The sequence below is a fragment of the Leptospiraceae bacterium genome (genome assembly GCA_024233835.1).
Classification (GTDB): Bacteria; Spirochaetota; Leptospiria; order Leptospirales; family Leptospiraceae; genus JACKPC01.
Genome location: JACKPC010000003.1, coordinates 115,563 through 136,720 on the forward strand (window position 1 = coordinate 115,563; position 21,158 = coordinate 136,720).

The window sequence follows — 21,158 nt, forward strand, 5'->3', positions numbered from 1 at the left end:
TATGCAAGAATTAGATATAGCATATGACCTAACTATGAAGAATTTTTTCTCTTTATTTATTCCCGGAATCAGAGCCAAACTATCTTTTTTTACAGCGTTTTTCGTGATCCTTATTTTGAGTCTCGTTTCAACCATTTATCTCAGGCAGCAATATGATACTCTAACAGAAAGTCTGGATAGAGAAATTACACCTCTTCGGAAATATACAGAAAAAATTGTTTTAGATCTGGAGAATATTGCATCGAGCTGGCTCTTAATGGAAGATTTTCGAAATCGATTGAAAGCCAGAACCAGGGAGCTTAAAAAATATAGGAGGCTAACCAGTCGGGTGGTAGAGAAAAAAAGTTGGTTTACTAAAAATGTCCTGGGTAAATTAAACACACTCAGTCGCAACTTTATTGACACTCGCGACAAAAGACGGTATTTCTATGTAGATACTTATTTTTCCTCTTATATAAATGCAGAAAAATTAGCCCTGATAGAAGATAATATCAAGGCACAGATGAGAGATATCAATGGAGTCCCCATCAGCAAGAATAAATTTGGTGAAATTCAAAAACTGGCGAACAAAATAGTGGTAGTACGTAATGAACTGGAAGAAGAAAAAGAGAAATTGACTGAATTAAGTTTTGAGATTCAGGACAAGGACTCCAAAAAATTTCAAGAGAAACAAAAGAAACTTTCAGATAAAATACAGGAATATGAAAAAAAATTAAATGATTCTCTGTTTCTGTTAAATAAGGAAATCAATGATTTCTTCTATAAGCAACAAAAAGAAAGTATTGAAGAAATGGGTTTAAATACGTCTCTTATTCGTATTCAATCATTTGGCATGGATGAAACCAAAGTAAATTTTGATACCAACATTTTTGATGAAGAAAAGTTAGGTGTTAATGCCTCCGATTTTACCAGTTCCGGTATAATACGGGATGAATTAGAAGAACGTGTAAAAACTCTTGATATAAAAAAACTAATTCAGCCTGAGTCTTTTTCTAAAGAAATTAAAATAGAGGGAAAGGTTTATGAAATATTCTTTCGACCTTCCTTACGAAATCATGTCATTGCCGAAAGGGCCAGATTGTTATTACTCAATTTAAAAAAACCTTCTTTCTCTGAAATATTTATAAACATGTTAGAACAAGAAGAGAAATTAGCTGCTGAATTTAAAACTCTCTCGGATAAGCTTCGTGAGCGCTTGAAAGAACTCAGAGAAAAAAAGAAAGGTAAGCCTTCAAAAGATAAAGATTTTCGTCAATATTATTCCCAATATAATAAGTTATTGGATGAGAGAGAAAAACTCTATAATAAATACTTTCCACTCGATAAACCCGGACTTTCCGTTCGGGAACGAAAACTATATGATGCGATTCATCAATTGAGAGAAGTGGCTCTTTATGAATATTCCATCTTGAGGTTTCGCTACCGTTCCGGTCTTTATAAAAGTTATTTTAGAGATAAAGATTTTCAAAATATAGCCTTAATGAAATATAACAACATACGTAAGTGGATTATTTCTGCCAGCTCTGAAACTGATATTCCAAGTATAAAATATAATAAAACGAAAATCGATACCCTCGAAGGCGGAATTCTTTCCCATAGTCGTTCGGAAATAGAAGAAGAAATGTGGCGTTTGGATAGCCAGACTTTACTCGGAAAAGGGGATTCTATAGATGGCCTGGCCAATACATTATTCATTAGTAATGTGGCTGGATTCACAAGAACGATTGTGGATAAAACAGAAGGTCTGTCTAAAATACGTTCCGATATTGAAAAAATTGTTTCGAATGCCGGGTTTGTCGGAATCACCGCTATAGCCCTCGCCTTTTTATTTTCTTCGGTTATGGTTCGAAATATTCGTAAACTCAGTCGTAAGGCTGCTATCGTGGGAATGGGTTCTTTAGATGTTAGTTTTGATATAAAAAGTAGAGATGAAATTGGCAGTTTAAGTAAAACCTTAACTTCTATGGTAACAGGTCTTATAGAACGAGATAAGATGAAAGATGCTCTTCGAAAATTTGTAAATCCTGAAATAGCAGAAATGGTATTAAAAAAGGAATTACGTCTGGGCGGAGAAAAGAAAAATGCGGCGATTTTCTTTTCGGATATTCGAAGTTTTACAGCTATTTCCGAGGCTCTAGAACCGGAAGAAGTCGTCGAATTCCTCAATGAGTATATGACGGTAATGGTAAAATGTATCAATAATACGCATGGAATCGTAGATAAATTTATCGGTGATGCAATTATGGCAACCTGGGGAGCCGCTTATTCACGGGGAAACGATGCAGAAAATGCTATCGATGCAGCTTTAACTATGAGAAAAGAGCTGATTAAATTTAATGAAGGAAGAGGTGAAGCCAAGAAACCCATTATAAAAATTGGTTGCGGCATTAACTTTGGCCCCGTCATCGCAGGACAAATTGGTTCTGAAGAACGTTTGGAATATACCGTTATTGGTGATGCAGTAAATCTCGCTTCCAGAGTAGAGGCATTGAATAAACCTTTTGGAACAGATATATTGATAACCGAAGATTTATATAAACTCGTTTCCAATAACTACAGACTGGAAAAAATGAAAGCCATTAAGGTAAAAGGGAAATCAGCTCCTCAGACTATTTACGCTGTTCTCGGAAGAAAAGACGATGAGAGCTGTCCTAAAAGCATTCAAGAACTAAGAACACTTCTAAAAATCGAAACTCCAAAAGAGAATAAAAGTGGAGATGAAGAAGAAGTGAAATATGAAATATTAGAGTAAGCAATGATACCTCAAATCATATGAAGAATACAATCAGTGATAAAGTATATTATAAATTTCATACATTAGGAAACTTATATGGGTCTCTGGACTAAAGTATCATCACAATTCGGAAAGCCTTCGGGCCTATTGGGAAAATTAGCCGGGTTAATTATGGCCAGTAGATCCTCAAATATTGAACGCAGTCACTGGGCCGTTTCCATGTTAAATTTACAACCGACGGATCGAGTTTTAGAAATAGGATTCGGACCAGGAATCGCCATTCAGAAGATGAGTGAGATTATACAAACCGGAATGATTTATGGTATTGATCATTCCGAAGTCATGCTGAAGCAGGCTTCCAAAAGAAATCGAGACGCTATATCTTCTGATAAAGTAAAACTATTATTAGGCCAGGCCTCAAACCTGCCTCCTTTTGAAAAACCTCTCGATAAAATTCTGGATATAAATTCTTTTCAATTCTGGAAAAATCCTGTTGAAGATTTAAAAAAGATAAGAGAACATCTAAAGCCGGAAGGAATGATTGCTTTAGCCCATCAACCCAGGAAACCCGGCTCAACAGACGAAGATGCCCTTAAAGCCGGAAAAAAATTTGCTGAGTTTTTAAGACAATCAGGATTTAAAGAAGTGAGGATTGAAAAAAAGAGCATGAGCCCTGTTGCTACTGTATGTGTGCTGGGACTGAAATAAAAGTATATTTTCTTTTCATAATATTCAACTTATGTAAGTCTATATTCAAATTTACTCTCGGCTAATGTAACCACCTGCATAGGTAATCACACAGATATATGTATCAGTTTTGTACGGATGGCAGGCAATACCACAGAAATGATAGTCCGTGTTCAATAAATTTCGTCTTCTGAGTCTACCCGGGTTTTCTTCATCGATTAAAAGTTTTATAACCAGATCCATAGAGTTCTTTTTTCCGAAGACAATATTTTCTCCTGCAATTCGCTTCCATTTACCATAGCGGTTCATTCTCTGAAATGGATTGCTATGGTCACTTCCCAAATGCCCTATTTTTTTTGTTTCACCCAGATCTTCAGCATGATCTCTGGCAGCAAGAACCAGACCTTTAGAACTCGATAGTTCCTGTACAGGGGGAACTGTTTTTAAAATACTAATGACTTCCTTTATCGCCGCTAACTTTTCATCTGAAAAAGATTTTGCTGAATTTTCTTTCTTCTTTTCTAAAATATGAAGATACTTTTGAGGCTCCATTCTGAGAAGATTCATCTCCTGCAGGATGGAATTTTCAAAATCATCCAGCCTATCCCTATTTTCTTTTGCAGAAATAGAGATAATCTCTGTTTTAAGTAAAAAAAGAATATAAAAAAATAAAAAGATATATCTCATATGATTTCTCATTCGGCTTCACCTATCTTTAGAAATAAATTATTTATAAAAACTGTTAAATGTCAATTCAAATATGAATTCAAAAGAAAAAAATAACCTATTTTTCGGATACAGAAAAACCGGAAGTAAAAACAGCACTTCCGGTAATTGTATTAAGAAGATTGGGCTTCCTCTTTTTTCCAGAGTTTCAGTTGAAGAATAAAAAATACGCTTACAAGCATTAAAAGCAGGGAAATATACTGAGACTGTGAAAAGCCGTGCCAGTAGTAAGACTTTAGAAATTCTTCATTCTGGGAAGAAGGTGGGATATTTACCATTTCCGGAGGATTTCGGAAAGGAATTACAGCTTTATTTACCCGTAAAAATTCAATACAAAGCCTCGCTGTACCGTGAAGAAAAAGATACTGAAAAAACAGACTATAACTTTTAAAATTCTGGTACCGGGCATAAAATTGAAAATAAAAGAAAAATAGAAAGGAAAGGAAGGATTCCATAATAGGCGTATTCCAGACCGGAACGTAAGATGGATGTGCTCCCTGAAAGGTAAAAACAAGAATCGGGATATTTGCGTCTGTATAGTGACCGTAGCAACCATCCCCGGAAACAAAACAACCCAGTCGACCGATAGCATAACCTATGGCCATAGTAGGAGCCATTCCATCGAAGTAAGGTGCAAGAGGCAGGGAATGTTTTTTAAAGTAGAGTAAAATAAAAAGAGCTCCTACAATAAAACCTCCATAAAAAACCAGACCTCCTCCGGAAAAAAGAGAACTCCATAAACCGGGTTGATTCGGAAGCCCGTCCCAGTGGGTCAGCGGGTAAAAAAGGCTGTAACCCGGGATCCTAACAAATATTTGATCCCATATTTCAAAGATAAAAAAAACCTTGGCTCCAACCAGAGTACCGAGAACTCCCAAAAAAACGACCATGTCGGCGACTTCGGGTTTTAAGCCCCTTCTTTTATACTCGCGGGGTAAAAGGTAAGAACCGGTAAAAAAAGCTATCAGTAAAAGAATACTAAAAGTAGAGATGCCTCCCCAACCGAAAGGATTGGGAATGGGAATTTTGTCGATCATAATAGACCAGATTTAGAGTAATGAGACTTAAATCAAGAAAAGTATTCCCTAAATAGCTTCGTAAAACTTTTCTGAAGGGAAGACATTATACATAAGTGCTTGATTTTTTTTCGTAGATTATAACTATAAATGGGTTAATTAATATGGCACTACATAACTATACATCTTTATTCCCGATTTTGCTTGCAGAGGATGTTCCTGAAAACCAGAAGCTTTTAGCAAAGTTCTTAAAAAAAATGGAGCTTAACTACAGGATTTTTTCTAACGGAAAAGAGGCCCTTGAATCCCTATCTATGAACGAGTATTCCATCTTTATTGTGGATTTAATGATGCCCGTAATGGGTGGAAAAGAGTTTATTGAGAACTTAAAAAAGCGTCAGCCGGAAGCCATTATCCTTGTGCAAACTTCTATAGATAGCTCTAATATGATTATTGATGTAATGAAATTAGGTGTTTTTGATTATATCTTAAAACCGGTAGATCCGGATTTATTTGAAGCTTCTGTACTAAAAGCCCTTGAATTTAAACGTTTAAAAGAAGTGGAAAAAAGCTTAAGCTATAACACGGGTTTAAAACTCAGAAGTCAAATTGAATGGTTGAACTACAAAGATCTTCGAACACATTCAGATAAAGATTCAAAAGACATTACCTTTTTAAAATATTTCATGGAATCTATGGGCCAAAAGAATGGTCTCGGCCAACTTATAGGCCTTGTGGATATTATTTCGTCCGGTATGAAAGAGGCCGGAGATGATTATCTTGTAAGCAAACAATTAATGGATCTCCTAATACAAAGTTCTGAATCCTCTCAAGAAATGATAGATAGAATCGTAAATATATCTGATATTCTCGAAGAACGAATTAATCTATCTTCTATCGAGGTAATTAAGTTCCTCTCGTTTATCCCCCTGTTTATCGAGAAAATAAAACCCTATTTAGAAGCAAAGTCTATTGAACTCAAACTGCCTTCAGTACAGTATAACTACAAGCTAAATATTCATCTGCAAAAAGTAGGAGAAATACTGGAAGAATTATTGATTAATGCCTGTAAATATTCGGATGAAAAAACGAAAATTAATATTTTAGCGTATACTAAGGAAGGTTATTTTTGCATCGCTGTCATGAACAATCCCAAAAAAGGTGCAGAAATTCCGAAAGATATGGAAAAACTTCTTTTAGAACCTTTTTTCCGGTATTACCGGGGCCTGGAAAATGTTCCGAAAGAAAAAGATCCTTCCCCAATTGAAAAGTTTCCTATAGGTCTCGGTCTAAGCGTAGTTGATAATATTATGAAAAAGCATAATGGTTTATTTTTTATCTACCAGGCGATTGATCATACAAGTACTGCCGGAGATTGTGTAATGGCAGAACTTCTTTTCCCCTTACAGAAGTAAAACTTTAAAGATATGCAGAAAGAATGTTGTGTAGTTCTTTTTGCTTTATGGGTTTTGCTAAAATTGCAGTGAAGCCGAGAGAGAGTTTTTCCTGTTCATCATAATTATGTCCGGTGGAAGCGGTAATGGCAATCACAGGGAGTTTTTCCCATCTTTTATCCCTTCGAATATGTTGTATTGCTTCAATACCATCCATAACCGGCATTTTAATATCCATTAAAACTATATCTATAGGTTTTATTTCCAGAAGATTTAAAGCTTCAAGTCCGTTACTCGCTTCATAAAAAGTTAAAGCAGAATCTTGAAGCATTTCAACAATTAATAAGCGGTTAAAAAAAACATCATCTACTACCAATATGGATGCTTCTTTTGATGGATTAAAATCTGTATTTACAAATTTCTCTTGTTCAACACTTGCTGTATTTTGAATATACGATACATCTTCAAAACTAAGAGTAAAAGTACTACCTTTTCCCATTTCACTTTTGATTGTAATTTTGCCATTGAGTAGATCCACAAGCCTTTTCGTTATAGCAAGTCCGAGGCCGGAACCGCCATAATTAGTATGAATCAAATCATTTGACTGCTGGAAGGGTTCAAAGATAATTTCGTGTTTTTCAGGCTCTATCCCTATTCCTGAATCTTCTATATCTATGATTAATCTCTTTTCATTAAAAAGGCAATGAAACGAAACCTTCACAAAACCCTCTTTTGTAAACTTAATTGCATTTCCAATAATATTAACAAGAATTTGGGTAATGGATTTTTTATCAAATTCTATACTTACATTTTCAGATTCGGAGTAAAGAAAATCTAATTTTATATTTTTTTTCTGAGCCTGTATTTCAAAGATCTGCTTTAATTCCTGTATTAGCTTTTTCAAAAGAACTACTTCTTTTTTAACAAGAACCTTTCCGGATTCAATTTGAGAAAGATCAAGTACCTCGTTAATTAAGTTTAGAAGTATAATTCCACTGGTATTGATGGCTTCTATATAAGCTTTTGTTTTTTCTGTTTGGGGTTCTTTTAAAAGTAATTCAGTAAACCCTAAGATAGAATTCATCGGGGTTCGTATCTCGTGAGTGATGTTCGCCAGAAAAGTTGATTTAGCTTTATTAGCATTTTCAGCCTTTTCTCTTTCTTCGGAAAGAGAAAAATTATTTTCGAGGATAATTCTATTTTGTTCGTTAATTTTCGTTAACTGCTCTTCTATTCTTTTCTTAGTATTTAAGGCTTGTGTAATATCTGTAATGGCTGAAATGGTTGTGTTTTCAGATAAAGAAAAAGAAACCATTTCGATATCGATAAGTTCCGGAGTGGAAGGAATCTCCTCTTTGAATTCCATGTTCGGCTTCCTTCGAATCTTCAATTGAGCTGTTTCTCTCCCGTAAGATTTGAGAGTATTTTCCAGATGCACAAAGAAGGTACCCATAGATTTAGGATCCAGGGAGTTTAAAAAAGGATGGTCAATAAGCCTGGAACGATTACCTCCTAACAATTCTGCTGCATATAAATTTAAATTTTTGACGATCCCCTTTTCATCCAGAAGCAAATAGCCAATTGGAGCAAATTCGAAAAGCTTTAAATACTGATCCCGCGAAGCTTCCAGTACCTGCTTAGTTTCGGAAAGCTCATTATTTTGAAGTTCTAATTCTATCTGGTAAAGATTTAATTCATGTAAAATCTCCCGGATCTCCATCTGAGTAAAATTAGAAATAGATACATCTTCACTTTTTAATATTTCTTCTGCTTTTTTTCGAATATCACTCATGAAAAACTCCTATGATAACGCTCTTCCCCAGCTTAAGGTACCAACAACTTCGTCCTTGAGTTTTAGAATATTATTTATCCAGGATATTGAAATACGCTTTCCGTTTTTATCTACTATTTCATTAACATAAGTACTATTAATTTCCGGCATATTCTTTGCTTCCATGATACTTTGAAATTGTTGAAATACCGTATCCTTCATTTCATTCGGAAGGAAGTTTTCAAACCAGTTTAAACCAATCAGCTTTTCGATAGTGTCGCCAAGAAGCTCTGAGCCTTTATTGTTTATCAATGTTATTTCTCCCTGAGAATTTAAAACAACAAAAATTCCCTCATACATATTTATATAACTATGAAGAGTTTCCGTTTCCATGCTCTTTTCTTCCTGTGTAACTTTAAGTTTATCAATATCATATACGATTCCGGTCATTCGAATCGGCTTTTTCTCTTCATCAAAGATTACTTTTCCTCTTTCTCTCACCCATTTTATTTTTCCCTGACCGTTAACAATTCTATGTTCCACATCATAAAAACCGGTATCTGAAAGAGCGAGTTCTACCAGCTTATTCACCTTTTCTCTGTCTCCTTCATAGATCATACTTAAAAAATTCGAATATGTTAAACTTTCGGACAAAGCTATTTCAAATATTGCATAAACATTTTTCGACCAGCTAAGCTTTCCACTTATCAAATCCCAGTCCCAGGCACCTAACTCACCTGCTGTTTCAGCCAGTTCGAAACGTTCCTTTTCCTGCTGTAATTCAATACTGTTATGAAGATATTCTGTAATATCATTAAATATAATAACAGCTCCATCAATGTAGTTTCCGGTAATTTTATAAGGTAATATGTTCATGAGATAATGATTTTTGTTATCAGTTACTTCACGTTTTATGGTTTTGCCCGAATAAATTACTTCTTCTAATATTTCAACAAGATTTACACCATCTAATTTATGAGTAAGATCTGAAATAGGTCTGCCGATATCATTATCTTTTATATTAATAATGTTGTATACAAAATTGGTGTATTTTTTTATGTTCAAATCTTTATCAAGAAAAATAAGTTTTAATTCTGAAGCCCTGAGGAGATTTTCCATATCATAATTTAATTGGGTCAACTCATGATTTTTCACCTGAAATTCTGTATTTACCGTGTTTAACTCTTCATTAACCGACTGCAATTCCTCATTGGTAGACTGGAGTTCTTCATTAGCCGAAATCAATTCTTCATTAGTAGATTGTAATTCTTCATTGGTTGTTTCGAGTTCTTCGATACTGGCTTGAAGGTTTTCTTTCACATGTTTTAGTTCATTTTCTAGATCGGATATTCTCTGGGCTGCCTGTTTATCTAAGTTTTCGAATTCTAATTCTTTTACCTCAGAAAAGGAAATGCTTCTTTTTTTTAGAAAGTAAATCAAAACAAGATTTAAACCTTGCTCCTCATCAATAAGGGGAGAAAAAATTAAATCTACGATATGAATTTCATTATTATGGGATTTAATTTTAATATTGTTGTGAGTTACCTCTTTTTTATTTCGCAGTACATTATTGATAGCAATATTGAAGCTGAGACGCAAGTTTTCCGGAACCATATTACTTATATTTAATTCTAGCCGATTCGAAAGACTTCTACCGGAAGGAAAATTAAGGTATAAATTCACATTACCATACACATTCACAACTTCCAAATTTTCGTTAACCATAATAGTTTCAGGAACATGATCAGCTAAGAGCTTTTGAGTATATAAATGCAGTAGCTCATCTTTTTTATCCGCTAAGCTTAAGTTCTTTCTTGAATCTTTCCGAGTTATTTTTATACTGGAAGATAAATTAGAATCCAAATTCTTCAAACTCTTTTTTCCTTCCTGGCATTTATAAAACCGCCACTTATGGTTATATATTTCAAATAAATGATGAAGTTCGTTAATTGATTCACTTGAACCTAAGAATAAAAATCCTTCTGAATTTAGAGAGAAATGAAAAAGATTCATTACTTTCTGCTGTAATGCGGGTTGAAAATAAATCAGGAGATTTCTACAGGTAATTAAATCTAATTTATTAAAAGGAGGATCGTTTATCAGGTTATGGGTTGCAAAAACAATCATTTCCCGAATAATATTGTTTATCTTGTAACTATCTCCGATCTGGGAAAAAAATTTTTCTAAGCGTTCTCTGGTAACATCGGCAGTTATAGAAGCACTATAAATACCGGAAGAGGCATACTCGATAGCTGACTTATCTACATCTGTAGCAAAAATTTTTACATCATTATAGTAAGAATGCTTATTCATATATTCCTTGATAGCTATTGCTACAGAATAAGCTTCTTCACCGGTAGAGCAACCTGCAATCCAGATACGCACTTCTTCTTTTTTTGTTTTTGCTTCAAAAATTTTTGGAATTACTTCATTTTCTAATACTTCAAAAGCTTCTGTATCGCGGAAAAAGCGAGTTACACCTATCAGTAATTCCTTATATAAGACTTTTTGCTCATTCGTAGAAGTAAATAAATATTCGTAATAATCCCGCAAGTTATCAATTTGATTAATGCTTAATCTTCGTTCTAATCTACGAACTATGGTTGAATTTTTATAGAATGCAAAATCAAGGCCGAATTTTTCCTTTAAAAGAATAATCGTTTTTGTCAAATAATCTTCTTCATCTTTGAAGATTTCTTTACTTTTCTCTTTAGATGTATAGGGATGCTGAATAAAATTGATTAATTTCTCTCCCATCTCTTCCGGTGGCAGAATAAAATCGACTACACCGGTAGAAATTGCAGAACGTGGCATACCATCAAATTTAGAAGATTCTAAATTTTGAACGAGAATCAAACCTCCTTCTTCTTTAATTGCTCGTATACCACGGCTGCCATCTGAGCCCGTACCGGAAAGAATAATGCCTATGGCTTTTTCACCAAAGTCATCTGCCAGTGAATTGAAAAATATATCAATCGGAAGGTTTAGGACAATAGTGCTATCTTTATCAGTAAGGTAAAGCTTGGACTGATATACCTTTAGAAACTTCTTTCTCGGAATTAAATAGATATGATTGGGTTCAACCAGCATCCCATCTTCAGCTGTTAAAACCTTCATAGGAGTTCGTTTTGATAAGATCTCCGGCATCAAGCTTTTATAATCCGGAGACAAATGTTGAATAATCACAAAAGCTAAGCCGGTATTCACCGGAATATTAGAAAAAAATGCTTCTATTGCTTCCAAGCCCCCGGCAGAAGCACCTATTCCAACGAGATAAAACTGTTTATCATTCTGAAGCATATTTACTCCTTAGCTCTTCTTTAAGTCATATAAAAGGAAGTTTAGCAGTATGCAACTAAGAAATAAAGATAGGGGATGATAACTTTTGGAAAGAAAGCGAGAAAGTAGTTCTCGCTTTTAGTTTATTAAGTTTGTCTAAGTTTTTTTAATAAAAATTTTATTTGGCCAACCATTTCATCATGCTTCTGAGTTTTTTTCCCACAGATTCGATTTGGTGAGCCTCTCCCTTCTTACGGAGTTTTTCAAACTCAGGATAACCGGCTTTTGTTTCTGCTACCCATTCTTTCGCAAACTTTGCCCCTTTATCTTTTTGAATCTCTTCCAGGACCTCTTTCATGCGTTTTTTAGTATCTGCATTTACAATTCTCGGTCCGCGGGTTAAATCACCGTATTCAGCTGTATCGGAAATGGAATATCTCATCCGGGCAAGACCGCCTTCATAGATAAGGTCTGTAATTAACTTCACTTCGTGTAAACATTCGAAATATGCAATCTCCGGATCATAACCGGCTTCTACGAGGGTTTCAAAACCATTTTGAATAAGGGATGCTAATCCACCACATAAAACAACCTGCTCTCCGAATAAGTCGGTTTCTGTCTCTTCCCGGAAAGATGTTTCGAGAATTCCCGCTCTTCCTCCACCTACCCCGGCTGCATGGGCAAGTGCTCTTTCTTTAGCTTTGCCGGTTGCATCCTGATGAATGGCAATCAAACAGGGTACCCCACCGCCTTCTGTATATACCCTTCTTACAAGGTGTCCGGGACCTTTAGGGGCTACCATATAAACATCTACATTTTTAGGAGGCTGAATTAAATCGTAGTGAATATTAAAACCATGGGAGAAAACAATAGCATCTCCATCTTTCAGATTGGGTTCGATTTCGTTTTTGTAGAGGTCTGCCTGAATCGTATCGGGAGCCAGTATCTGGATAATGTCAGCTTTTTTAGAAGCTTCTGCTACCGGGTATACTTCAAAACCGGCTTCTTTAGCCTCTTTTTCTGACTTAGAACCACTTCTGAGCCCAATAATGACATTCAAACCGCTGTCTTTCATATTCTGAGCCTGGGCATGTCCCTGACTTCCGTATCCAATAACTGCGATGGTTTTTCCACTTAATATACTTAGATCACAACTGTCGTCGTAGTATAATTTTGCCATGATTCTCCTCTTTCTTGTCCTAAAAACCGGATTAACAGGTATTTACAATTCCACTTAAAGATGGGAATTTCCCGGCTCGGACGAATTTAATGCCAGTGAATCAAAAGCCCCTCCTGACTCAAGCCTTTAAATCCCCTGCTCTATGATTCAGAATGTCTATCTACAACTTATAGAGATAAGATAGTAAATGATACTTAGCTATTAGGAATCAGTTTGTGCTTCCGGCAGATGTTCGGATAGTAGTTTAATCAGGGTTTTGGGGGCGATAGGTTTTGCAAGAATATCATGAAAACCAAGAGAATCTTTAGATTTGATAACAGACTCTTCATCAGCCGTAAACCCATAAACCGGAATTCTTTTTGTATCAGGATGCTTTTTTAAAATACGAATCACTTCAAATCCATCCATCTCCGGCATTCGAATATCTAAAAGAATGGCTGTGGGATGATGTTTTTCTAATAGCTTCAATCCCTCTTTTCCACCGGAAGCCGTAATCACTTTAAAAGAAGAATGCTTCTCGATAATAGCCTTATATAAAGATAAACTTACCACATTATCATCGATATAAATAACGATAGGGGCTGAATCCGGGTCATTCTCGGCCAGTTTAATGAAATACTGTTGAATTAATTGCTCTTTTTCATTAATAGGATCCGGTAATATGATTCGTAAATAAAACTCAGAACATTCTCCCTTCTTTCGATAAGATACTTGAGCATTTGCTAATTTTATAAGATTGTTAATAAAAATTAAACCGGTAGTCATGATCGTATTTTCAAATAAACCCAGCAAATCCTCTTCCCTTTTTTTATCTCTAATTTGCAAATGATAGATAATATTAATCTGATATACTCCCTCAACTTCAGAGTATAATGAAGCTTTATCCTCTTCCTGCAGATTATCAAGTATCATAGAACCCAGATAGGATATAATATTTTTTAAAAGAATTCTATCATGATATATCCATATTTTCGTTTGAGAATATTCTTTTTCTCTAATAATACTTTCACCGTGAGTATTCAAGGCTAATTCATTCATTACTTCGCGCAATAGTTCCGAAACCTGAAACTCTGAGTATTTTAGCTTTTTCTTATTTTCTAAGTCATCAGTATCATCATAGTTTTGTAATTCGAGATAGGTAAAATTTAATAAATTCAAAGAAACTGTATTTATCTTATCTAATAAAGCCTTCTGTGCCGGAGTCATATTCTCTTCATTGTCAGACATAAGTAAGTTGAGCATACCAACAATAGAATGCAATTGCGTTCGTATCTCATGAGAAATTCGGTTTAGTATATCACTGAAAGCATAATTTACCTGGGCCAGAGAGCTTTTGGTTTGTGTCAGACCAAATACAGTTTCAGATAAAAGGCTGGAGCGAATACTATACAGATAGGACTGGGTTCTCATTTCTAACATTTTTTCAATCAAACGGCGGTTTGTTATAGAAAGATCCGTACTAAAAGGATTAGGTTTATTTGTTTGTTCCTTGGAATTCATCTCAAGTATCGAGTAAATCTATAGCCAGAGGAAGCTCTTTTAAATATGCAATAGCTTCTTTAACATATTTCTGTGGGATAATGGAACCATGCTGAGGAAGAATTTGTCTAATTTCATATTTTTCCAATTCTTCCATCTTTTTTTTCATGATTCGATTACTCGGCATATAGGCCTGGTGAAAAAGTTTCATTTCTTCTTTATAATTTTCTGTTATATATAGACTCCAGTCATCACCAATTCCTCCAAATATATCTCCGCTGAATAGTGTCTTTGTTTTGTGGTCATAAGTCATAATAGTTCCTGGAGCATGAAGAAATGGAGCCGGTATAAATTCGATGCGTCTTCCGGATTTCAAAGTGAGAAGGTTTTGGTTTGCACAGGTATCATAAAAAGTTGACTTCACCCCGGTATGCCGCACAAGTCTTAGAGTGTTGATATGACAGACGATTTGTAAGTTGTCATTACCAATAACATCTTCCATAACTGCAATATTACCGCAGACATCCGGATCCTGGTGACTCAAAACGAGATGGGTAATTCTTTCAGGTGGTATGGTTTCAATAATTTTTCGCATTATCACGGGAAAGTCCGGAATAGAACCGGGGTCAAACACGAGTACGTCTTCAGTATCCACTAAAAGATAAGGATTACAATGGAGTTTCGTGCTCCTTTCTTTAAAACCTATCCAGTAAATACCTTCCATAATCGGAATAGCATCTTCGTAGTTCAACTTTTCCATATCCAATGATTAAGGCTCATACTTGAAATTATCAATTACTTTTTAGATTTACTCTACAGGAAATAAAGAACTCCTCTACACTTTCTCGCTTGCATTTTTTCCTGCTTTGCTTTAAGCTAAAGTCTAAGTATCATGAAATCAGGACTATTCTACCTACTTATTTTATTCTCTTTTCCTCTACTTTTTCTTTTCGCTGAAGAAAAGGATAAGAAAAATCCTCATTTTGTAAAAAAGCCCCCGGAAGAAAAAGAAATCCAGCGCACCAAAATGGACAAATGTATCAAACAATGCCTGCAATGGAAACGCGCCCAGGGCTATATGGGAGAAAAAGCCGATATGGAATGCCTTTATGAATGTAAGAAAGTTTCAGATTTCTAAAAAAAAGCTTTACATCTTATGAGACATAATAATATAATGTGACATAAGATAATTATGCAACCACAGGTTACAAATCTTCATCCCTCTTCTAAAAATCATAGGATCGAATACGATAAACCTACGATTTCCAAAGGAGAGCTAAAAACCGTTTTGGAATGTCTCGTTGAAGACCAGCTTTACACAGGTTCCATTGTAGAGCGGTTCGAAAAAGAGTTTCGTTCCACCTTTCAATTCAAGTATTCACTTTCGGTAAACAGCCTTTTTGCTGCCTACCACCTGTCTCTTCTGGCCCTGGGGGTTAAGGCGGGAGACAGGGTGCTTCTTTCCAGTTTTGCACCCTTACAGGCTCTCGATGCCCTGTTTTTAATCGGTGCTGAACCGGTTCCACTTGAATTGGGTAAATCCTCCTTTCATCCTTCTCCCGAAGACCTTCAAAAGAAGATAAAGGAAAAAGAGCCGAAAGCCATTATTTTGGACCATACTTTTGGCTGTCTTTTGAATTTCAAAAATTACGACCTGGCCAACATCCCGGTAATTGAAGATTATTCCGAAGCCCTGGGTGCTGACCTCGAAGAAATCCCGGTAGGTAAGCAGGGAACTCTCTCTATTTGCGGTCTGGCTGAGAATCATGTGATAACTACAGGCAATGGAGCTATGATTTCTTCAAATGATGCAAACCTGCATAACTTCATGAAAAATTTGCGGTTTAATCCAACAGCTCCGAGAAAAGATAGAAGCCCCCGCTTTGAATACAACCTGATCGACTACCAGGCTGCAATGGGCATTGAGCAGTTGTCCAAGTTAGGACTTATTATCGAAAGAAAAAAGAAAATCGCACAGGTTTACTTACAGGCGGTGATGGCAGCTTCTCATGAAACCTATTTTCAGAAAGCAGCAGCCGATCAGTTTAATCGTTTTCCTGTGATTATTTCGAAGAAATACGAAGAAATAGAAAGATATTTTAACTCTCTGCAAATCAAGACTCGAAAAACCATTTCCGAGCCTATTCATAAAATTTTAGAACTTGAAACCTCTGAGTATCCGAATGCAGAACGTTTATACCAGAGAGGGCATTGTATTCCGATTTATCCCAATTTAACCAGGGATAATGTAAACAGAATTGCAAACTCCATCCGGGGAATTTACTAAATCCCCGGATTCCTTTTTTAGATAAGCCTTCATTTTCTCCGTAAAGCAAGCGAAACGCTGGTTCGCTTGCAGGAAAGAAAGACTCCCGACTTAGATATGCAACTTCTGATAGCTAACTTCTATTTTATGAGGAGCCTCAAATCGAATGGTGGCTTTTTTCTTTACCGGATAGAAAATAAGTCCTACATAATAAATAGCTAAACTTACAATAATCCCTACAGTTGCCAGGAAGATGTCTTTTCCTACTTTTCTAAAAGTTTCCATGTACGGCAGGTCTTTCGTAGTCACAATGTGCAGGATAATCTCCCTACCGGCAAGAAGTCCTAAGAAAACCCAGGTAGTGGACATGGGCAGGTTACTGATTGTTTTGAAGACAAACAGAATAATGGCGTAGATAAAATCGATAATGGTAGCTGCCTTGGCTGTATTAATATCTGATTTTTCGTTCACAATCTCCTGTATTCTCCCCCCGTTATCAGCAAGGATATAAACTAAAGCTCCGGCCATAATCGTCATACCGACAAAAAACTCTATAAAACTCAGTTGTCTCGGGATGTAAACGGCTATATTAGCTGTATCCTGAAGCATCCAGGATACCCAGAGAGAAGCGGTGGAAATCCATTGCAAAAAAGACCAGATTTTTTCAGATTTTGGATCCGGTTCGTGTTCCTCCTCGTATTCTTTAGGAGAAAATTTTGCTAAAACTCCCCAGAGAATAAAAGCACTCACGAAGGAAACTCCATACCCGATCAGAGACTTACTCAACATTCCGGCTATCACATCAGTCTTAGTAGAAAAAAGACTTAAAATAAGAAAGGTTGTAGAAATAGGTGCCTTTAGACGTGTGATAATCAAAAGGATGATGGGTGCTATGAGCTGGATTAGATTATATTCCGGATTGTATTCAATCTTCTTTAACCTATCAAAGTGAATTTGACCTCCATCAGAATACCAGGCATAGAGGTGAACAAGGTATAAAAGACCGCAGAAAACAATGATTTTCGGTAAAAGCGGGGTATCTTTTTTACTTTCTATAAAAGTTCCAATAGTCTGGATGGCATCATTCCCGGCTACCGATAAGGCTGCGAGGAAAAAGGAAAACCAGCTAATATAGTGAGTAGGAACTCCGGCAAAATACAGGGCTACAATGGCTATTGTAGAAACTGCAATAAATGAATAAAATTTAGGTTCACTTCGTGCGATTGTTTGTTTATTATTTATACTCATATTAATAACTTTAGAAATCAGCCGGGAAAAGAGATAGATAAGACTACTTCTCCAAACTGAATCTTTCTCCAAAAATAATCAGAAAGTATTAGTGTTACAAAATTATTACAAGCAGTTTACGTCAAAGTTTAGATTCTAAATGCGGATATGATAAAACACATACCCGGCTCATTGACCGAGGTAGTGTTTTCCGTATCTCGAGTTAATTTCATTTCTATCAAAGAAAATAAAGAAGTCCGTTGTTCCAAAAACGGCATCCAGAGCCGGTTTTCCGCTCATTTTGGCTCCCAGGCGAAGATAGCCCTTAATCAGAGGAGGAATTTTCTTCGTTGTTTCTCTCAGATTTTGAATCGGGTAATCAGGATTAAATCCCGGTAAAATGCAGGAAGGTAAGGGTTCAATACATAAATCTTCTCGTATGATAGCATTCTGGTGCTTCAAATAGGCATAAACTTCTGAAGCAGTTTCAGCGCTGGTAGAGTGGACAGAACCGCAGCCCATTAAGTAGCGGATGTTGTTTTCCTTCATATATTGTCCGAAGCCTATCCAGAGTAGTGAAATGGTAGTTCCACCTCTATAGTCTTTGTGAACACAGCTTCTTCCAACTTCGGCCACTTCATCTTTCATCTCGTAGAGTTTTTTCAGACTGAATTCGTTTTCAGAATAGAAACCGATTGTTTTTCTGGCTACTTCTCTTTTTAAGATACGATAGGTTCCTACGATTTTATTCTGATTCGTTTTATCCAGAACAATCAGGTGTTCGCAATGGTAATCGTATTCATCCCTGTCCTTCTGACTCTCCCTGGATTGAGGCAGGCCTTCTCCCATTTCGAGGTTAAAAACTTCATATCGAAGAGCCAGAGCTTGCTCCAGTTCATACTGGTCTTCGGCGAGCCGAACTTCGAGTTGCCGGGTGCTGGTTCTTGTTTTGTCTTCTAAAATAATTGCCATGTGTTTCTCCTTTAATGCTTAACACAATAGCCTGACTGAATTACAAACCTATTGCGAAGGCCTAACTTTTCCGGGGAGATTGGATTAAGAGTCAATGTAGATTCTTAAAGGATGATTACAATTAGAAATTCTATGTAACAGGAAATGGTAGGCTTTTCGTAGTCCTTCGATAGCTTATAGCATTGTTCTGTATACTTTTCACTTGACTGAAGAAAATTCATGAGTAATCTTTACTCGAATGAATAAAAATCGCTTTCTCGCTTCTTTTATCGCAACAGATCTGCGAACAAAAATGGTTTTTATAGGAGGACCCAGACAGGTAGGAAAAACAACACTTGCTAAAGCCTTTATAAGCCAGCAAGAGCAATATTTGAATTGGGATTTTCTGGAAGATAGAGAGCTTATCAAACAACATAAACTAAACCCCGAATTAAAAATCATTGTATTGGATGAAATACATAAATATATCCGCTGGAGAACTCTCGTGAAGGGCTATTTTGATAAGTACCGGGAGACTCTTTCCATTATCGTAACCGGTTCTGCCCGTCTGGATCATTCCAGGAAAGGGGGAGATTCATTGCAGGGACGTTATTATTACTACCGCTTACATCCATTTTCCCTGCCGGAAGCAGATATGGAATTCAGACGGGAGACAACTCTGAATTTATTAAAATTGGGCGGTTTTCCGGAACCCTTCCTCTCCAAAGATGAAAGAAACCACCGACGCTGGCAAAGAGAACGGGTTTCAAGACTCATATATGAGGATTTAAGAGATTTAGAGAATGTTAAAGAACTCTCCCTCTTAGAACTTCTGGTAGATTCCCTTCCCGGCAAAGTTGGATTCACATTGTCGATCAATGCAATCAAAGAAGATTTGGAAGTATCTCCCAATACGGTTTCGAGGTGGATGGATATCCTGGAACGTATCTACTATTGTTATCGAATAGCTCCTTTTGGCTCTTCCAGAATAAGAGCGATAAAAAAAGCTAATAAGCTTTATTTATGGGATTGGTCAGAAGTTGAAAGCTCCGGGGCAAGGTTTGAGAATATGGTAGCAGGACATTTATTAAAGTACTGTCACTTCAAAGAAGATACGGAAGGATACAAAATGGAGTTAAATTTTCTTCGAGATACCGATGGTAGAGAAGTGGATTTTATTGTCCTGCAGGATAAGAAACCTATATTTGCTGTAGAATGTAAGACGGGAGAAAAAGGTCTATCCAAACATATCTCTTATTTTAAAGATCGTGTTAAAATTCCCAAATTCTATCAGGTACACCTGGGAAACACACAATACCAAGTTGGGGAGAATATTTATATTTTACCGTTCGAAGAATTTTGTAAGATGGAAAATATGGTTTAGCTATTAGAGATACAGGAAGACCTGAACCGGTCTTAAACTGCCGGTTCTTTCGCTTTCAGTCCGAGTTTTTCATCGAGAGCTTTCTTATTCTCCTGCATAAGGCGTAAGATTTCAGCCTGAAGTTCTTCCCAGCTTCCATAATTCTGGGGTTGGATAATGCCAAGACCCTTATAGGCCAGAGTATTCCCCTTACTCTTCTGCTGGAACTGGGTAACTCCCGATTTTATCAGCAGATAAATAGGAACTTTCATGTCATACGCCAGCTTTATCATTCCTTTCTTCAGGGGTTTAATTTCTTCTGTGTAGCTATTGTGTCCTTCCGGGTAGACAATATAACTCGTTGTTTTTAAACCGGCAACCAGATTTCTAACCGACATAGCAATGGTTCGTTTACGGGTTGAATCAAAGACCTGTGAACCCATAGATTTCATCCACCAGTAAGCAAAATAGGTATTCTTGATGTGCTGATTGGCCAGATAGGGTTTTTCCAGCACATACGAATCGAAAGGAAAATCCAATTCGTTGATATGATTCAAGAAAATAAAGTGCCCCTTATCCGGTATCTTATCGATATTTTCTAATTCCAGCCGGGTTTTCGTTGAATTCATAATCATTTTCCCCCAGCATTTAGCACCTTTTAAAAACTCATGGTATTTATCTTCTTCCTTTTTACGAAAAGAATAGTAAAGACCTTTTATTAAATGAGGAGAAGCAGTAGTAAGCATCAAAGGAAGAACTTTCACATAAGAACTTACAACCAGGCGTTTGTAGGAAGAACTGTGGCCTTCCATGCCTTTTGAAAGGTAATTTAGTGGATTCATTGTAGCCATGATTTAGATGTATATACATATAAATCAAGTAAAAAATGGGAAAAGGGATAGCGAACACATTTAGAAATAAAAAAACCCGCCAAAAAGCGGGTTTTTGTTTTAAATCTCTATAGGAAACTCTTAATTTGTAGGAGCGTCACTACCCTTAGGAGTGTCCTGGGGAGAAGAAGCAGAAGAAGTATCGTCTCCATCTTCTACTTTGATCTTAAGGTCTTTTTTTAGCTGCTTGCTATT

15 protein-coding genes and 1 pseudogene are annotated in these 21,158 nt (G+C 36.2%); 6 read left to right on the top strand and 10 right to left on the bottom strand.

What is annotated here, in order from left to right; translation table 11 throughout:
- The first annotated feature begins 1 nt into the window (after position 1).
- Positions 2-2,752: an adenylate/guanylate cyclase domain-containing protein gene (locus H7A25_15015; protein MCP5501212.1), complete on the top strand. Its 2,751-nt coding sequence runs from the start codon at positions 2-4 to the stop codon at positions 2,750-2,752.
- A 78-nt stretch (positions 2,753-2,830) separates the two neighbouring features.
- Positions 2,831-3,442, top strand: a complete 612-nt coding sequence (locus tag H7A25_15020) for a class I SAM-dependent methyltransferase (GenBank protein ID MCP5501213.1) — start codon at positions 2,831-2,833, stop codon at positions 3,440-3,442.
- Positions 3,443-3,493: 51 nt separating this feature from the next.
- On the opposite strand, the gene H7A25_15025 is transcribed toward H7A25_15020, so the two are convergent.
- Together H7A25_15025 and H7A25_15030 are read right to left on the bottom strand one after the other, a co-directional pair.
- Positions 3,494-4,120, bottom strand: coding sequence for a CAP domain-containing protein (locus tag H7A25_15025; GenBank protein ID MCP5501214.1), 627 nt, complete (start codon positions 4,118-4,120; stop codon positions 3,494-3,496).
- A 140-nt stretch (positions 4,121-4,260) separates the two neighbouring features.
- Complete coding sequence (locus H7A25_15030; protein MCP5501215.1) at positions 4,261-5,184, bottom strand: prolipoprotein diacylglyceryl transferase; 924 nt, start codon at positions 5,182-5,184, stop codon at positions 4,261-4,263.
- Between the two features lie 143 nt (positions 5,185-5,327).
- Here H7A25_15030 and H7A25_15035 point away from each other — a divergent pair, with 143 nt between their 5' ends.
- Positions 5,328-6,578, top strand: coding sequence for a response regulator (locus H7A25_15035; protein MCP5501216.1), 1,251 nt, complete (start codon positions 5,328-5,330; stop codon positions 6,576-6,578).
- A 4-nt stretch (positions 6,579-6,582) separates the two neighbouring features.
- Here the strand turns inward: H7A25_15035 and H7A25_15040 are convergent, their stop codons facing one another.
- The 5 genes from H7A25_15040 to H7A25_15060 all read right to left on the bottom strand — a co-directional run bounded on the left by H7A25_15040 (position 6,583) and on the right by H7A25_15060 (position 15,026).
- Positions 6,583-8,349, bottom strand: coding sequence for a response regulator (locus tag H7A25_15040; protein ID MCP5501217.1), 1,767 nt, complete (start codon positions 8,347-8,349; stop codon positions 6,583-6,585).
- Between the two features lie 9 nt (positions 8,350-8,358).
- A complete protein-coding gene (locus tag H7A25_15045; protein MCP5501218.1) occupies positions 8,359-11,628 on the bottom strand; it encodes a PAS domain-containing protein in 3,270 nt (1,089 codons plus the stop codon).
- A 157-nt stretch (positions 11,629-11,785) separates the two neighbouring features.
- Complete coding sequence (ilvC, locus tag H7A25_15050) at positions 11,786-12,787, bottom strand: ketol-acid reductoisomerase (protein MCP5501219.1); 1,002 nt, start codon at positions 12,785-12,787, stop codon at positions 11,786-11,788.
- Positions 12,788-12,988: 201 nt separating this feature from the next.
- A complete protein-coding gene (locus tag H7A25_15055; protein ID MCP5501220.1) occupies positions 12,989-14,287 on the bottom strand; it encodes a response regulator in 1,299 nt (432 codons plus the stop codon).
- A 1-nt stretch (position 14,288) separates the two neighbouring features.
- Positions 14,289-15,026, bottom strand: a complete 738-nt coding sequence (locus H7A25_15060) for an MBL fold metallo-hydrolase (protein ID MCP5501221.1) — start codon at positions 15,024-15,026, stop codon at positions 14,289-14,291.
- 132 nt (positions 15,027-15,158) lie between these two features.
- Between H7A25_15060 and H7A25_15065 the strand changes: the two genes are divergently transcribed.
- Positions 15,159-15,404, top strand: coding sequence for a hypothetical protein (locus H7A25_15065; GenBank protein ID MCP5501222.1), 246 nt, complete (start codon positions 15,159-15,161; stop codon positions 15,402-15,404).
- 54 nt (positions 15,405-15,458) lie between these two features.
- The gene (locus H7A25_15070; GenBank protein MCP5501223.1) at positions 15,459-16,553 is read left to right on the top strand and encodes a DegT/DnrJ/EryC1/StrS aminotransferase family protein; all 1,095 of its coding nucleotides are present in this window, start codon (positions 15,459-15,461) and stop codon (positions 16,551-16,553) included.
- A gap of 189 nt (positions 16,554-16,742) precedes the next feature.
- Here H7A25_15070 and H7A25_15075 read toward each other — a convergent pair.
- Positions 16,743-17,780 (bottom strand): annotated as a pseudogene (locus H7A25_15075) (hypothetical protein).
- A gap of 168 nt (positions 17,781-17,948) precedes the next feature.
- Entirely contained in the window at positions 17,949-18,731 is a 783-nt protein-coding gene (locus H7A25_15080) for a GNAT family N-acetyltransferase (protein MCP5501224.1), read from the bottom strand.
- A 238-nt stretch (positions 18,732-18,969) separates the two neighbouring features.
- On the opposite strand from H7A25_15080, the gene H7A25_15085 reads away from it, so the two are divergent.
- Positions 18,970-20,094: an ATP-binding protein gene (locus H7A25_15085; GenBank protein ID MCP5501225.1), complete on the top strand. Its 1,125-nt coding sequence runs from the start codon at positions 18,970-18,972 to the stop codon at positions 20,092-20,094.
- A 32-nt stretch (positions 20,095-20,126) separates the two neighbouring features.
- Here H7A25_15085 and H7A25_15090 read toward each other — a convergent pair whose 3' ends face one another.
- Positions 20,127-20,924 (bottom strand): 1-acyl-sn-glycerol-3-phosphate acyltransferase, encoded by a 798-nt coding sequence (locus tag H7A25_15090; GenBank protein ID MCP5501226.1) that lies wholly within the window; start codon positions 20,922-20,924, stop codon positions 20,127-20,129.
- Positions 20,925-21,158 lie beyond the last annotated feature (234 nt).